General features: G+C 49.0%; 12 protein-coding genes and 1 riboswitch. All 12 genes read right to left on the bottom strand.

The features are described from left to right. Positions 1-25: 25 nt before the first annotated feature. Positions 26-1,801: a phosphoenolpyruvate carboxykinase gene (locus tag F3H20_RS03160; protein ID WP_149733513.1), complete on the bottom strand. Its 1,776-nt coding sequence runs from the start codon at positions 1,799-1,801 to the stop codon at positions 26-28. Positions 1,802-2,115: 314 nt separating this feature from the next. Then, positions 2,116-2,742, bottom strand: a complete 627-nt coding sequence (locus F3H20_RS03155; protein WP_149733512.1) for a TetR/AcrR family transcriptional regulator — start codon at positions 2,740-2,742, stop codon at positions 2,116-2,118. Positions 2,743-3,068: 326 nt separating this feature from the next. Next, a complete protein-coding gene (gene purD / locus F3H20_RS03150; RefSeq protein WP_149733511.1) occupies positions 3,069-4,337 on the bottom strand; it encodes a phosphoribosylamine--glycine ligase in 1,269 nt (422 codons plus the stop codon). Between the two features lie 60 nt (positions 4,338-4,397). Next, a complete protein-coding gene (gene purH / locus F3H20_RS03145) occupies positions 4,398-5,939 on the bottom strand; it encodes a bifunctional phosphoribosylaminoimidazolecarboxamide formyltransferase/IMP cyclohydrolase (protein ID WP_149733510.1) in 1,542 nt (513 codons plus the stop codon). Next, positions 5,929-6,564 (bottom strand): phosphoribosylglycinamide formyltransferase, encoded by a 636-nt coding sequence (purN, locus tag F3H20_RS03140; protein WP_149733509.1) that lies wholly within the window; start codon positions 6,562-6,564, stop codon positions 5,929-5,931. The genes purH and purN overlap by 11 nt, the downstream gene beginning before the upstream one ends. Continuing rightward, positions 6,557-7,639, bottom strand: coding sequence for a phosphoribosylformylglycinamidine cyclo-ligase (gene purM, locus F3H20_RS03135; RefSeq protein ID WP_149733544.1), 1,083 nt, complete (start codon positions 7,637-7,639; stop codon positions 6,557-6,559). Before purM ends, purN begins: the two co-directional genes overlap by 8 nt. A gap of 51 nt (positions 7,640-7,690) precedes the next feature. After that, the gene (purF, locus tag F3H20_RS03130; RefSeq protein WP_149733508.1) at positions 7,691-9,133 is read right to left on the bottom strand and encodes an amidophosphoribosyltransferase; all 1,443 of its coding nucleotides are present in this window, start codon (positions 9,131-9,133) and stop codon (positions 7,691-7,693) included. Continuing rightward, entirely contained in the window at positions 9,130-9,840 is a 711-nt protein-coding gene (purC, locus tag F3H20_RS03125) for a phosphoribosylaminoimidazolesuccinocarboxamide synthase (RefSeq protein ID WP_149733507.1), read from the bottom strand. The genes purF and purC overlap by 4 nt, the downstream gene beginning before the upstream one ends. A 31-nt stretch (positions 9,841-9,871) precedes the next feature. Continuing rightward, a complete protein-coding gene (gene purE / locus F3H20_RS03120) occupies positions 9,872-10,357 on the bottom strand; it encodes a 5-(carboxyamino)imidazole ribonucleotide mutase (protein ID WP_149733506.1) in 486 nt (161 codons plus the stop codon). A 194-nt stretch (positions 10,358-10,551) separates the two neighbouring features. After that, positions 10,552-11,922, bottom strand: coding sequence for an NCS2 family permease (locus tag F3H20_RS03115; RefSeq protein WP_149733505.1), 1,371 nt, complete (start codon positions 11,920-11,922; stop codon positions 10,552-10,554). 215 nt (positions 11,923-12,137) lie between these two features. Next, a riboswitch (purine riboswitch) is annotated at positions 12,138-12,239 on the bottom strand. A gap of 357 nt (positions 12,240-12,596) precedes the next feature. Further along, complete coding sequence (gene cydC / locus F3H20_RS03110) at positions 12,597-14,324, bottom strand: thiol reductant ABC exporter subunit CydC (RefSeq protein ID WP_149733504.1); 1,728 nt, start codon at positions 14,322-14,324, stop codon at positions 12,597-12,599. Continuing rightward, entirely contained in the window at positions 14,321-16,048 is a 1,728-nt protein-coding gene (cydD, locus tag F3H20_RS03105; RefSeq protein WP_149733503.1) for a thiol reductant ABC exporter subunit CydD, read from the bottom strand. Before cydD ends, cydC begins: the two co-directional genes overlap by 4 nt. Positions 16,049-16,131: the final 83 nt, after the last annotated feature.

Here is a 16,131-nt window from a genome sequence, read left to right as displayed (position 1 = left end):
ACCGAAACACTGAATCACGGATAAATTATTTTTTTCGCGGCGGCAGGCTTTGAATCATGGCGAGTAAGCCTTTCGCCGATTCTTCCGGTCCCTTTTGTTCCCAACCTTTAATACTTAAGCGGGTACGCATCTGCCCCACAAACACATCCTTGGCAAAGAATTGATCAAAATATTTCTGGGCAATAGCCTCATGGGTTTCCCGGTACTGCGGCGGTCCAAATACATTGGCGAAATAGGTATGCACCAATCCGCTCGAAGTTGTCGTTCCTTTGCTCATAACGGCACCTGAACGGAACACATTAATGGCCTCGGGCGCCGACGTAAACCGTTCAATGACCGGATGGTCCTCATCAATTTCCTCAAAGTTATTGCAATATAGCACAAAATCAATCTTATGCCCTTTAATGACATTCTCATAGGAAGTAACCGGCAGGATGGTTCTGGCATTCTTTTGGCTCGGGTTCATAATAATAGCCCGGTCAAGCTGGCCGAACGCATAACCCGGATTCAGATCATCCAATCGTACGTAAGCACCGATTTCCGTACCATAGGCAAGAATATCCCCGTCTTCATCAATAGCCAGTGACCCCATATCATCGGCCACAACCACAATGTCCTGAATAAATTCCTGACCTAGTACCCGAAAGGCCTCCAGAGTTTCCGATTTGCCGGCGCCGGTATCTCCCATGACCAGAATATTAGCCTGCTTATCACCCTTTAACACAATCCTGAACATAGCGCCATGAAAAGGCATCTTGCCAGCCCGCATCATGCGGATGTTATGCAGCGTTAACACCATTTTCTTTAAATAGCCGAAATAACCGAACTGATCCCGGTTGGGAATGGCCGCAACAAACATATCATTCTCTTCATCGTCATAAAATACGGTCGGCAGCGGCGCCAATTCGTCAATGGCATTGCCGGGAACACCACACAAATAAACAGCGTCCGGCTTTTTAGCCAAGTCAGCGTCATTAGCCAATTCAAAGAGATTACACATGGAGAAGCCCAAATCATAAAATTGTTCATGGAAGTAAACATGAATCAGCAAGGGGCCGACTTTAGCCGGAAAGCAAAGCCATTCGTCAGGTTCGATGGTAACAAGATCCAAAGGATTTTTATACACCCGTTCAAATTTACCGGTCCGCTTATTCATCGGCGGATCGAGTACTAACGGGGGATTCAACAGAATTTGACGGATAACGGCAATCTTGTCCAATTTTTTATACAGCTCACCGGTATAGGGAATGGCTTTGCGCTTGCCAATCGCAGCCAATTGTGCCCCGGCTTTAACCTGACGGAATATGTTGGGATGCTTGCCGGCAACATTGTCCTGCAAATCCCGGTATACTTTACGCACCAAATTGGTAAGCTTCTCAACCGTAGCATTAAAGGTCCGGTAAGGACGTTTATCAATATCCTCATTTTCAGAAGTGCATACAACGAATCTGTCAAAATTGCGCCAGTAATTATACAGGTACTGGATAAAGTCATTGAGCAGCATCGGGTTTTTGGCGAACTGCTCCGAACCCTTAACCACATGCGTCACCAGATCAATTTGCATTTTGGTCGCGTAAACTAATGTATCGATAAGAACCTGAACATCCTCATCGGTAATATTGTTTTTATCAGCAAAAATATCCAGCAAAATAGAATTTCGCTTTTTCAGATCACGGATAGCCAGTTTTAAAACCCGGCTAAATAAATCACTGGACAACATTTCTTCACCAGTATCACAAATCCAGTCATTCACTTTAATAATTACTTTCTTCTCCAATATCTTACTAGAAATAACATTCATCCATACATCACTCCTTTTGGTCTTCAGCCTTATCAAATTCCTGCATATTGTAGAGTCAAGCATACATCCCTATTTTTCCAGTGTAGCATATTTTACAATAGTTCTCAATAAGCGAGGTATAAATATACAGTATTATAAGGACGGTCATTCCAGCATATTGTATGCAGCGACAACGCTCGGCATTCAACATAACCGGCCCTTCCTTGAGAACCATTGATTAGGCAAAAGGAAATCCAGCCAAGGCTGGATTGTTTAATAAGCTTGATAAATGCGCTTCCCTTCCGGTAGACATAGCCAATCGCCCTTGGATTGCCTCACTGCTTAGCCACCCCATATAAAAACATATCGGCAATCATTTGGGCGCAAGCCTCCACATCACCGGTTATTTTTTGAAAGGCTAACATGACAATTACGCTAAATAGACCATGAGCACATTTAACGACATCACATTCCCTAAATACACCCTTGCTGACCCCTTCCGCCAGTACCTTCTCCAGCATACCTATCGTATCATGAAAACCTTGGTGATATTTTTCCCGTTGTTCCTGCGTAAAACTCGAAGTCTCATCATCATGGCCAAAGCCGCGCACTTCGTGCATCATGACCCGCCATAAATCGGCATTAACAATATAGAATTCAAGAAACACCTTGATCATTGCCTTGATTTTTTTTATTGGCGGCTCCTGGGAAACAACAATTTCCTCCAAAGCTCGTTCAAAAGGTATACTCCGTTCTTTGATCAGGGTATAAAAAAGCTGCTCTTTATTTACAAAATAATTGTATACCGTACCCTTGCCGGTATCTGCCAAAGCAATAATTTCATCTACTGTTGCCCGGTGGTAGCCGTTGCGTGAAAAAACAATATAAGCGGCTTCCAGAATTTGCTGCCGCTTGCTTCGCGACTCTGAACCTAAGGCGAGCCCATCTCGATTATAACTCATAGTAGCCTCCATGCTATCTGTCAGGTAAGGTATGACCCTGCGGCCGATTGTTCCATTGGTAAAATACATTCTACAAATTTTGCTTTTTTCCTTTTTACCACCAGGCATAAGTAAGACTCCGGGAAGAAAACCGGAGCCTTACCAAACTGTACCGTCTACCTGACAAAACCAGGGAACCGCTGACTTAATGAGCCTGCCAGCCTGGTAAGAGATTTTTTCGGCGGGCAAGAAAGCAAAAACGCAGGAATAGCGATTCCTATTTCAAGGTTTGCTGACGCAGTCAGGGGAAAAGATCAGGCTGCGCGGTGTGAATAAATTGGTGTTTCCTAGCGAATCATTGCCCGATAGGCAATGTCCTTGCGATATTGGACGTCTTTAAAATCAATGTGTTTCACTGCGGCATAAGCTTTCTGTACCGCCGCCGGAATGGTTCCGGCAGTTGCCGTAACCCCCAGAACCCGGCCGCCGCCGGTTACCACCGTACCACCAAGCAACGCTGTGCCGGCATGAAACACATAAGCCCCCTCTTCAGCGGCGGCCCGCAGTCCCCGGATAGGCTCTCCTTTAGCATAGTCTCCCGGATAGCCACCGGCGGCCATAACCACACAGACTGCCGCCTGATCCAGCCAGTCAATGTCGCACTGAGCCAGTCTTCCTTCCACACAGGCTTCCATAATATCCACCAGATCGCTGGACAAAAGCGGTAAAACGACCTGGGTCTCGGGATCACCGAAGCGGGCATTGAACTCAATAACCTTCGGCCCCGTTTCGGTAATCATCAGCCCCGCATATAGACAGCCGCAGTACAGCCGCCCTTCCTGGCGCATAGCATCCACGGCAGGCTGTAAGATATCTTTTACTATATCCGCCTGCAGCGCTGCTGTAACCACCGGAGCAGGAGCATAAGCACCCATACCGCCGGTATTGGGGCCCTGATCGCCATCAAAAATCCGTTTGTGATCCTGAGCCGCCAGCATCGGCACAACCGTCGTGCCGTCGGTAAACGCCAGCAGTGATGCTTCCTCACCCTGCAGGAATTCCTCAATAACCACCTGACTGCCTGCCGCGCCAAAGGCATGATCCCGCATAATGGAATCCACCGCCCGCAGGGCTTCTTCCTCCGTCATGGCTACAATCACACCCTTGCCGGCAGCCAGCCCGTCGGCTTTCACAACAATGGGAGCCTTATGTTCCCGAATATAGGCAGTTGCCTGATCGGGATCACTAAAAACGGCATAGCGGGCGGTAGGAATCCCGTATTTTTGCATTAGCTCTTTGGCAAACGCCTTAGAGCCCTCCAATTCCGCAGCGGCCTGGGAGGGGCCAAACACCTTTAATCCACGGTCGGTAAAATAATCGACAATTCCATTGGCCAAAGGGGCTTCCGGACCCACAACGGTAAGAGAAATTCCCTTTTCCCCGGCAAATTTGGCCAACGCTTCATTATCCCCAATCCCGACATCCACACATTCTGCCAGTTGGGCTATTCCCGGATTTCCCGGAATGGCATAAATTTTTTCAACCCGCGGACTCATCGCCAGTTTCCAAACCAAGGCATGTTCACGACCGCCGTTTCCAATAACCAAAATTCGCACAATGTCACCTCTCAAACTCGCTAGATCGTACTGACCGTCCGGCTGCGCCAAGCAGCCGGCTTAATGTTTAAAGTGCCGCATACCCGTAAAGATCATAGCGATGCCCTGTTCATCGGCGGCCTGAATGGATTCGGCGTCCTTCACCGATCCACCGGGCTGTATAATCGCGGTAATACCGGCGGTCACGGCGGTATCCACCGTATCCCGGAAAGGGAAAAATGCGTCGGAGGCCAAAACGGCGCCCCTAGCCTTTTCACCAGCCTGGGCCAGAGCAATTGCAGCCGCACCGACACGATTCATCTGTCCGGCGCCGACCCCCAGTGTCTGATTGTTCGCTGCCACTACAATAGCATTGGATTTCACATGCTTCACCACACGCCAGGCCAGCATTAACTGCTCCCATTCAGTCTGGGTCGGCGGACGTTTGGTCACAACTTTCATATCTTCAATTTCCGCATCCCTGGTATCCCTGTCCTGCAGCAAAATACCACCGGATACCTTTTTAATGTCAAATTCCGCTACGTCTGCGTCAACCGCGTCGGCCGTCAACAGCCGTATATTCTGTTTCCTGGTGAGAATGGTCAGTGCTTCCGGAGTAAAGGAAGGAGCAATAACGGCTTCAATAAAAATCTTGCTGATCTCTTCCGCCGTAATCGCGTCCACTTCACGGTTTAAACCGACAATGCCGCCATATGCGGAAACCGGATCGGCCTCATAGGCCTTTCCATAGGCTTCGGCCAAAGTCTTGCCAATCCCCGTACCACAGGGATTGGTATGCTTGATGATGGCAGCCGCCGGCTGTTTAAACTCTCCGACAATTCCATAAGCCGCTTCCACATCAACAATGTTATTGAAGGAAAGCTCCTTGCCATGGAGCTGTTTCGCATTGGCAATACCAAAGCCATCACCGTACTTTTCCCGGTAAAAGGCAGCCTGCTGATGAGGATTTTCCCCGTAACGCAATTCCTGTACTTTCTCGTACACGGCATGCATGGTTTCCGGAAATTGCCCGTTATCCAACTGTTTGCCCAAATACTGGGCAATGCAGGCATCGTATTCCGCCGTATGATGGTAAGCCTCCTGAGCCAATGCCATGCGGAATTCAGCACTGATTTCCTGCTTGGCTGCCAATTGGTCGATAATTTCAGTATACCGCTCAGGATTCACCACAACGGCTACATACTGGAAATTTTTTGCCGCAGCCCGGATCATGGCCGGTCCGCCAATATCAATGTTTTCGATAGCATCTCCCAGCGTCACATCAGGCTTGGCTATAGTCTGACGGAACGGATAAAGGTTGACCACAACCATGTCAATCCCTTTAATATTGTGCCGCTCCATGGCTGCTGTATGCTCCGGATTATCCCGCAGGGCCAGGATGCCGCCATGGATATAGGGGTTCAAGGTTTTTACCCTGCCGTCCATGATCTCAGGGAAACCGGTTACATCACTTACATAGGTCACTGGAATACCAGCTTCCCGTAAGGTCTTCATGGTCCCCCCTGTAGAAATAATCTCAACTCCATAATTTGCGAGCTGACGCGCAAACTCTACAATACCTGCTTTATCAGAAACGCTGATAAGCGCTCTTTTAATTTTCATGAATACCCTCACCTTTTTCCAAAATGGTAACCCGGCGACCTTCCACTTTTAGCCGGCCCTCGCAATACAGACCAATAGCCCGTGGGTACAGCACATGCTCCACATGCAGAATGCGTTCGGCCAACGTTTCCGGCGTATCCCCTTCTTCCAGCGGCACGGCCTCCTGTAAAATAATCGGCCCCGAATCCATTCCTTCATCAATAAAATGTACTGTACAGCCGGAAACCTTCACTCCGTGATTAACGGCCTGTTCCTGCGCGTTGCGTCCGGGAAAGGCCGGCAGCAGCGACGGATGAATATTCATTACCCGGCCGGAGAGCCGGTTGACAAAATAGGGACTTAAAATGCGCATGAAGCCGGCGAGCACCACCAACTCTGCCTGATGAACATTGAGTTCATCGGCAATGGCCGTTTCCCACGCTTCCTTACTCTCATACTGCTTTCTTTCGATACAAACCACCGGAACATCCCATTCAATAGACCGTTTGATCACATTGGCCTCCGGATTATCACTGATGACAACGCCGATTTTGGCCGACAACCGTCCGGCGTCTATCGCATCCAGGATGGCCTGCAAATTACTGCCACGCCCTGATGCCAAGACCCCCAGCACCATTTTACTCACCAAACACTCCTCCTTTGAGCACCACAGTCCGAGATCCTCCCGTAATTTTCCCGACCACATAGGAAGTCTCACCACGGGCCGCCAGATCTTCCCGCACCGGCTGCACCTGCTCCGGCGGTACGACCAGGATCATACCGATCCCCATATTGAAGGTCCGGTACATTTCAGGCCAGGCCACATGTCCCCATTCCTGCAGCAGCTTGAAAATCACAGGCTGAGGCCAGGTTGTGGTATCCACCTCTACAGCGCAGTGTTCCGGTAAAATCCGAGGAATATTGTCATAAAATCCGCCACCGGTAATATGAACCATGCCTAATATAGGAAAATTCTCCACGAGCGGCAGACATGCCTTAGGATACAATGTGGTCGGTGTCAGCAACTCTTCACCAAGAGTTTTGCCAAGTTCCGGCACGTAATCGTTAACAGACAGCTTTTTTACATCAAAGCAGATTTTTCTAACCAGCGAATAGCCATTGGAATGGAGACCGCTGGAGGGAAGTCCAATAAGCACGTCACCGGGAGCAATGTTTTCGCCGGTAATGATGCGAGATTTATCCACTACCCCGACAGCAAAGCCGGCAATATCATATTCGCCTTGGCTGTAAAAGCCGGCCATTTCGGCGGTCTCACCGCCAATCAAGGCACAACCGGACTCCCGGCAGGCTCTGGCAACGCCGCCAACAATATCGGCCACTTTCTCCGGCTCCAATTTCCCCACGGCCAGATAATCCAGAAAAAACAGCGGCTCGGCGCCCTGTACCAGAATATCGTTTACACACATGGCCACGGCATCCTGACCAATCGTATCATGCTTATCCGTCATAAACGCCAGACACAGTTTGGTTCCTACCCCATCCGTACCCGATACTAAAACAGGTTCTTTATATTTTGCCACCTGCAGGCCGAACAAACCGCCAAAACCACCAATATCACCTAATACTTCCGGCCGATAGGTTGATTTAACCTGCCGCTTGATTAAATCAACGGCCCGGTTGCCGGCATCAATATCGACACCGGCTTCCCGGTACGTCAATTCCTGCTTTAACTTGGCCTTGGAAACCGAATCTTCTTTTATACTCACATTGATCCCTCACATGTCTTAGTATACCTACCTAAAAACGTCACATCAGCGAGCACGCATGCGTTGTTCAAATACAAATTTGTTGCTGCCGCAATGGCTTTCACAGGGGGTGCTGGCCGGATACTTGCTGTTAAAGCAAGCATAGCACATATTGTCATACTTAATATTGGCAACAGACCGGTACAATCCTTCCAGGGATAGATAATGCAGCGAATCGGCACCAATATAGTCCCTGATTTCATCCACTTGCTTGGTCGCTGCAATCAGTTCCTTACGCACCGCGGTATCAATACCGTAGTAGCAGGGATAAGCAATCGGCGGCGAGCTGATACACATATGAACGGCCGTGGCCCCTGCTTCTTTTAACATATGAACGATTTTTCCGCTGGTTGTACCCCGGACAATCGAATCATCCACCATGATAATCGATTTGCCTTCGACTACCGATCGTACCGCATTCAGTTTAATCCTGACTCCTAAATCACGCTTTTTCTGCTCCGGCTGAATGAAAGTACGCCCGATATAGCGGTTTTTCATGAGTCCTTCGGCAAACGGAATACCCGCCTCCCGGCTGAAGCCTAAAGCTGCCGTCGTTCCCGAGTCGGGTACGGATATAACAATATCCGCTTTGTAGCCGCTTTCCCGGGCTAATTGCCGGCCCATTTCCAAACGGGCCTGATATACGCTCTGTCCGTCGATAATGCTATCAGGACGGGCAAAATAAATATATTCAAAGATACATAAGGCCTGTGCATCATTTTCAGCAAACCCGTAGGAATGCAAACCTGCCTCATCGACCACCACCATCTCACCGGGAGCAACATCACGAATCAATTCAGCGCCCACTGTATCCAAAGCACAGGATTCCGAAGCAATAACCCAGCCGTCGGCGGTTTTGCCGATACATAAGGGACGGAAGCCATGGGGATCGCGCACACCAATTAACTTGTCTTCGGTCATGACCACCAGGCAGTAGGCTCCTTCGATTTTGGTCAAACTTTCCATCATTTTTTCTTCAATGGTAGGTTTTCGCGAACGGGCAATCAAATTTACGATGACTTCACTGTCAATCGAAGTCTGAAAAACACTGCCCGTTTCCTCCAAAGTACAGCGCAGCTCCTGAGCATTGGTCAAATTGCCGTTATGAGCCATGGCAATATGACCACCCGAATAAGTTACCATAAGGGGCTGCGTGTTAATCAGTAAACTGGAACCAGTCGTCGAATAACGGACGTGACCGATGGCGATTCGCTGGCCCTCCATATGCGGCAACTGATGACGGAATACCTCACTCACCAAGCCCATGCCTCGGTGGACATCCATCCAGGCACCGTCGGTTATAGCAATCCCGGCACTTTCCTGGCCCCGGTGCTGCAACGCGTATAAACCCCAATAAGTGCTTAACGATACATTATCCTCACGCGAGTATATTCCAAAGATACCGCACTCCTCGCGGGGTTTATCCATTTCCAGTGCCTCATAATTCATAGAACTTCTCCTGTAAGACGTTGTAATACTTCTTGGTACGCTTCCTCCACGTTGCCAAGATCACGGCGGAATCTGTCTTTGTCCATTTTTTGACCTGTCTCGGTATCCCAAAAACGGCAGGTATCGGGCGAAATTTCATCCCCTAAAATGACTTCTCCGTTATGAACACCAAATTCCAATTTAAAGTCAATCAGCTCCAGTTTTTTATCTTTCAAATAGGTAGATAAAATGGAATTTATTTGAAGAGCATATTCCGACATAGTTTTGACCTGTTCTTTTGTAGCCAGCCCCATTGCTTCAATATGGTATTCATTGATCAGCGGATCGCCCAGTTCATCATTTTTGTAATACAGTTCCAATACGGTGGAGGGAAGCTTCGTGCCTTCTTCCCAGCCGATTCGTTTAGCTAAACTGCCGGCGGCAATATTGCGGACAACAACTTCCACCTGAAGGATTTTTAATTCCTTTACCAACATTTCTCGATCGCTGATCATCCGGATGAAATGGTGAGGAATCCCCTTATCACCAAGGAGTTTGAAAAAGAAGCTGGAAATTTTATTGTTTAAAACACCCTTATCAGCAATGGTGCCTTTTTTCAGACCATTAAAGGCCGTAGCATCGTCTTTGAAATAAACAATATATTCACCGGGATTATCGGCAGCAAAGATTTGCTTTGCTTTTCCTTCATATAATGGTTGCTTTTCCATGATTACCCCTCCTGATTATATATAATACAAATTATTGTTTTGCCAATAATTTAGCAGCCTTTTTCTCCACTTCAATTGCCATGGTTTCACGGTGGCGCCGCAAAGCTTCTTCGACGGTCGCCTCGCTGACTCCCAGGATTTGCGCCGCAAAGATAGCTGCATTTTTAGCACCGTTGATCGCCATAGTAGCTACCGGAACGCCTGACGGCATCTGTACAATGCTGTATAGCGCATCGACCCCGTTGAGCGGCGTGCTGTTGATTGGCACACCAATCACCGGCAAGGTTGTATAACTGGCTACCACGCCCGGCAGATGAGCTGCCGCACCGGCTGCGGCGATAATGACTTTCACACCCCGTTCCCGGGCAGACGCAGCAAAGTTGTGAACCTTATCCGGCGTCCGGTGGGCCGAAGCCACCATAACTTCCGTAGCAATACCAAATTCCTCCAAGGTTTTTACCGCTGTTTCCAGAATGGGCCAATCGGAATCGCTGCCCATGATAATTGTTGCCTTCATTATACCCCTCCTGCTCTTTTATCCGCTTACGGCCTCTCTCGCGCGACGGTCATTCTCACCCTAGTATTTCTACAATAAATGAGACTTATTTCCGTCGGTTGGCCCTTAAGCAAAATATATGGCCTATCTATTCCATTAGTATTAAACCCAGACATCAGAACTTCTGATGTCTGGGTTTATTTGTTTCCCAGCAACTACTCGGCAAGGAATACAAACCGTGCTATAACCAGCACTGCCAAGACGTATATAATCCAGTGAACCTCGCGCCCCCGGCCGGTAATCAGCTTAACCAGCGGATATACAACAAGCCCGGCGGAAACACCGTTGGCAATACTGTACGTGAAAGGCATCATAACAATCGTAAGGAAAGCCGGTAAGGCTTCCGTAAAATCACCAAAATCAATGTGACGGACAGACTCCATCATCAGTGCACCGACAATAATCAACGCCGGTGCCGTTGCTGCGTCAGGAATCAGCCCGGCCAAAGGACTGAAAAACAAGGCCGCGAAAAACAGCAAACCGCAAACAACTGCCGTCAACCCGCTCCGGCCGCCGGCACCAACACCTGCCGCGCTTTCCACATAGGCGGTAATCGTACTGGTACCCAGCAAAGCACCCAGACTGACACCGGTTGCGTCTACCAGCATGGCTTTGCCGATGCCGGGAAAATTACCCCTTTTATCCATCAGGCCGGCTTTCGTCGCTGTACCAACCAGTGTTCCCATGGTGTCAAACAATTCAACAAAGGTAAACGTGAAGATAATGGTCAACAGTCCCATATGGACAGCCCCCATAATGTCCAGCGCGAAAAATGCGTTCTGACTAAAATCAGGAACCGCAACCGGACTGAAGCCAGCCGGAATTTTAACAACGCCCATAACAACACCCAGAATGGTTGTTACCAAAATACCGATCAACATGGAACCTTTGATATTGCGCGCTATGAGAACCCCAATAAACAAAAGACCAAACACAGCCAATAGAACCTCTTTGTCGGCCAGTTTCCCCATTTCAATAATGGTCTCAAAACTCAGCGGAGTACCATTGCCGTGGGCAGCTACCAGTTTTTCCAAAGTCGGCGGAATGAGCGACAGACGAATAGACATCAAACCGGAAAGCTTCAGGCCAATAATTGTAATAAACAAGCCTATCCCGACGCTGATCGCGTGCTTCAATGAGGCCGGCATGCCTTCCACTAAAAGCTGACGCACTTTCGTAACGGTTAACAATATAAAGATAAGACCCGAAATAAACACGGCACCCAGTGCCACCTGCCAGGAAACACCCATACCGATAACAACGGTGAAGGCGTAGAACGCATTCAGACCCATCCCCGGGGCCAGGGCAATCGGATAGTTAACAAAAAGTCCCATCATGATGGTAACAGCACCGGCACCAATAGCGGTAGCCAAGAGTACTGCATTCTTGTCCATCCCTGCTGAACCAAGAATGCTTGGATTTACAAATAATATGTACGCCATAGTCATAAACGTGGTGATACCGGCCATAACTTCCGTATTTACATCGGTTTTGCGTGCTTTCAACGCAAATAATTTTTCTAACATTTTATCGCTCCTTAAAAAATAAAAATACCTGTTTTTGTGCTGCTATTGATACTTGATTCACCTCCAAAAATAAAAAAGAACGGAGAAGTTTCACATCGTTCCTGAGCGAAACTCCTCCGTCCGGGCTTTTATCCCATCGGTGTAACGCAACACTGCGCCTATGTCGCTCGGTCCTGCCACCACAGTAAAAGAGACCTCCTCCTGTTATGCGGAACCCTAGACATACTTTCACTCGTAGTCAGGTAATTTACGGTTGCCTGGTAGATACTTTTGAGCCTTATCCTCAAATTTATACGAGCACTATTCGTTTACGCTATTATTTTAACAGTTGATGTCAAAGCATGTCAATAAAAAATATGAACTATAAAAGTTATCTAGTTGTCAACGTTCGGATTTTACAGCTTATCGCCTGTAAAAACAGCCTTATTCAACACTAAAAAGCCGTTAAAGGCGAAGCCTGCTTTGCGCTAATACATACGGTCTTAGTCTGATATAACATACCGCTTCTTATGCATGTCAAGCAATGAAGCGCTGATTTAATGAGCCTGCCGTTATGACGAAAAAAATCCGTTAAGGGCGGGCAGTGCGAATCAGTCAGTGGCTTTTTAGGCAAAACCGAAGCATAAGCGACCAGATTACGAGACAATCCCTCCAAAATGACTCTGCACTTTATCCTACTCAAAAGGCAAACGGTCCTGCTGCAGACACCACATTTGCCAAAACATTCCCTGCTGCGCCAGCAGTTCCCGCAAAGTGCCCCGTTCTACAATTTCTCCCTGATAAACAACCAGTATTTCATCCATCATTTCAAGGCCGGTCAACTGATGGGTAATCCACAAAGAGCTACGCTCCCGCAAGGCCTCTTGAAGTCCTGCCAGCACCCGACCGGCTGTCAGCGTATCCAAATGGGCGAAAGGTTCATCCAGCAGCAATACGGGGGCCTCCTTTAACAAAGCCCGCGCAATGCCAATCCGCTGCCGTTGTCCGCCTGACAACGCTTGCCCCTGCTGCCCCACCAATGTATCAACACCTTGCGGCAGCGAATCAATCAGTTCGCCAAGAGCAGCCTGAGAAATAACAGCTTCCAGTTCAGACTGACTTGCCGTCGGTTTAGCCAACAGGATATTTTCTTTTATACTGGCGTGAAATAAATAAACCTGCTGCGGCACAACACTAAAAAGTTCCCGCACTGCCTCGGGGCTGAAATAAGTACTGTCTTTCCCAGCGAACGTGATGCAGCCCTTGTCGCAGTAACCAAACTGCAGCAATGCGGCTATTAGACTACTTTTTCCCGCCCCGCTTGGCCCCACTACGGCAATCCGCCGCCCCGGCCGCAGGGAGAAAGAGATATTTTTCAACACCGGTGAAGCGTCCTTGCTGTAGCGGAACTCAACCCGCTCTAAAGTCACGGTTCCATTGAGTCTATCTTCGCGCTGCGCCCTTCCCTGGCTGACGGCAGATTCCGGTAAGGAAAAAAGGCGTTTTGCCGCCGCAGCGCTTTCCGGCAGATAACGGCTGGCCGCCGTCAGGGGAAGAACCGCTTCAAAACCGCTTTGGACGGCAAAAACCAGAACAGCCAGATACACGCCCGGTAATTGACCTGTTTCAACCAGCCGGACTGCCAGGTAAAGTACACACCAGACACTGCCATGCAGCGTAAACAGGCCAATAGCCTCGGTGGTTGCCTGTCCCCAGGCAATGCGGGCCTGCAAAACCGTCAACCGCTCTCCGGTACTGATCATTTGGCCCGTCAGCTTTTCACCGTATTGGAAGGCGGCCAGCTCGGTCATACCGGCAATTCCGTCCACAATATGCCCGTTTAGGCTGGCCCTGGTCCGCAGTAATTGGCCGGCATTGCCAAGCTGCCAATAATACATCCCAGCCGGACATAAAACACCGCAGATAAAAAAGGCAGTCACCAGAACATACAAAAAAGCAGTATCAAGTTCAGAAAGCAGGCGTAAAGCCGCCAATAAGATTATACCGGCAACGGCCGGGGGCGCCAGCAGCCGCAAATAGAAATCTCTCATGGTTTCCACATCCTGCATAAGCAGGGTTAATAGTTCCCCGTTATTTCGCTGCACCTCAGCCGGTAATAACGGTTCGATTCTGGCATATACCCAGGTCCGCAGCATCCCCATCAGTGAGAAAGTGGCCGAATGCGCCGTGTACCGTTCCAAATAACGCAATAAAGCGCGGACTATACCAAAAAAGCGTACGCCCACAATAGCGGTCGACAAGGCCACCAACGGCGGATGCAGCGCCGCAAGTGAAATCAGATAGGCTGCCAGAGAGAGCAGGCCCACATTGCCGGCCACAGCCAGACAGCCCAGTAAAACAGCTAACAGCATCATCGGTCCTGCCGGCTTTATATAAGTAAGTATTCGCCACAAAAATTTCATAAGCTTCCCTGGAATCCGTTCAGCATAGTATAATAAGCTCCCTTTTGTTCAATGAGTTCGTGATGGGTTCCACTTTCCTGCACCTGGCCGCCGGCAAGAACCACAATTTGATCGGCGGAACGAACCGTCGAAAGACGATGCGCTATAATAAGAACCGTTTTATCCTGCATCAACCGGTCGACACTCTCGTCCAGCAGCTTCTCATTATAAGGATCCAGGCCGGTAGTTGCTTCATCCAGTATTAAGAGTGGAGCATTCTTTAGGAAAGCCCTGGCAAGCGCGATTCGCTTTACTTCACCGCCGCTCAAAGCTTGCCCGCCATCGCCCAATATCGTATCGTATCTGGCTGGCAAAGCCTGAATAAAGTCATGGGCACCGGCAGCCTGCGCCGCTGTTACAACAGCCGCCAGCGTCGCTGTTTCGTCCCCCATACGAATATTATCGGCCACCGAGCAGCAAAAAAGATGCGGCGTTTGCGGCACCAAAGCAATTTGTTTTTGCCACTCCAACAGACTAAAGTCCTGCAACCTGACACCGTTAACCTTGATACTGCCTTCCTGCTGCACCAAAAAACCAATAAGCAGATTCACCAAGGTGCTCTTTCCCGCACCGCTAGGCCCAATCAGCGCCGTTTTCTCACCGGGCTTCAAGACAAAGGACACTCGCTTTAAGGCCGCCTTATCCCTGTCGGGGTAGCAAAAACTTACTGCCTCTACCGCCACAGTACAGTCTGCCTCCTCGGCAAAAGTCCGGTCACCAAACTTTGCCGGCGTAAAGTCCCTGTTTAGCAAGCCATAAATACGTTCAGCCGCCGAAACTCCGGAAAGGCCGGCATGAAACTGGCTGCCAAGCTGCCGCAACGGCAGGAAAAAATCAGGTGTTAACAGCAGGACGAACAGAGCCTCTTTAAAATAAATCTGAGAATATAACAACCTAAGACCAATCCCAACAGCGACCAGGGCCGTGCTGATTGTCGCTACCAATTCCAGGACCAACGCCGAAAGAAACGCAATCTTCAACACGCTCAGCGTTGCAGCACTAAACCCCTGACTCATGGCGGCAATCACCTTGATTTGCTCCCTGCTGCGGCCAAACAGCTTCAATGTCGTCAGACCTTCGAGCACATCAAAAAAATGACCGCTGACCCGCGACAGATACTCCCACTGCTGTTTTGATTTCTTTTCCGCCAGTTTGCCAATCAATATCATAAATACAGGGATCAGCGGCGCCGTAATAAGCAGAATGACCATGGTAATTTTATCCCGCAGAAAAACACTGACTAGAATAGTTAAGGGAATCAGTGCCGTTACGCATACCTGTGGTAAATACCTGGCAAAATAAGGCTCTATATTCTCAATGCCCTCCAGAAGAAGATTAGTCAGCTCCCCTGTTTGCTCAGACGCACCGGCAACAGGTCCCATGCGCAATATTTTATCAAGCAGCCGTTGACGCAAGTCCCGCTTAATCTCAAACGCCAGTTGGTGTCCTGCCAGTTCCAAAAACCAGCCGCTAAGCACCCGTCCACCGGCAATAACCAGCAAAATCGACAGCCAGTCCCTCACGTCCTGCAGCCTCAGTCCTTCCAAAAATACCCCGCTAATAATCCGGGACAAATAATCAGCCTGCAGGGTCGCACAAATCCCGACCGCCAGGCCCAAAAGAATAATCAATAAAAACCATTGGCTATGCCGCCGCGCTTCCCGCAGCAACCGTTTATCAATCATGGTCAACCTCCAAAAAAACCTGCACGATAAAACAGGCTATACTCCGGTTAATCCGGCAATATAGCCTGTTTTACGTTGATAAA

It is taken from the genome of Propionispora hippei DSM 15287 (assembly GCF_900141835.1).
GTDB classification, from domain to species: Bacteria; Bacillota; Negativicutes; order Propionisporales; family Propionisporaceae; genus Propionispora; species Propionispora hippei.
The sequence above is the reverse complement of the archived record's forward strand: the minus strand, read 5'-3'. Positions and strand labels throughout refer to the sequence as shown.

Excerpts from the sequence above, each read along its gene's own strand:
- F3H20_RS03160 (WP_149733513.1), bottom strand. The coding sequence starts at position 1,801 with ATGAATGTTATTTCTAGTAAGATATTGGAGAAGAAAGTAATTATTAAA.
- F3H20_RS03155 (WP_149733512.1), bottom strand. The coding sequence starts at position 2,742 with ATGAGTTATAATCGAGATGGGCTCGCCTTAGGTTCAGAGTCGCGAAGC.
- purH (WP_149733510.1), bottom strand. The coding sequence starts at position 5,939 with ATGAAAATTAAAAGAGCGCTTATCAGCGTTTCTGATAAAGCAGGTATT.
- purF (WP_149733508.1), bottom strand. The coding sequence starts at position 9,133 with ATGAATTATGAGGCACTGGAAATGGATAAACCCCGCGAGGAGTGCGGT.
- purC (WP_149733507.1), bottom strand. The coding sequence starts at position 9,840 with ATGGAAAAGCAACCATTATATGAAGGAAAAGCAAAGCAAATCTTTGCT.
- purE (WP_149733506.1), bottom strand. The coding sequence starts at position 10,357 with ATGAAGGCAACAATTATCATGGGCAGCGATTCCGATTGGCCCATTCTG.
- F3H20_RS03115 (WP_149733505.1), bottom strand. The coding sequence starts at position 11,922 with ATGTTAGAAAAATTATTTGCGTTGAAAGCACGCAAAACCGATGTAAAT.
- cydC (WP_149733504.1), bottom strand. The coding sequence starts at position 14,324 with ATGAAATTTTTGTGGCGAATACTTACTTATATAAAGCCGGCAGGACCG.
- cydD (WP_149733503.1), bottom strand. The coding sequence starts at position 16,048 with ATGATTGATAAACGGTTGCTGCGGGAAGCGCGGCGGCATAGCCAATGG.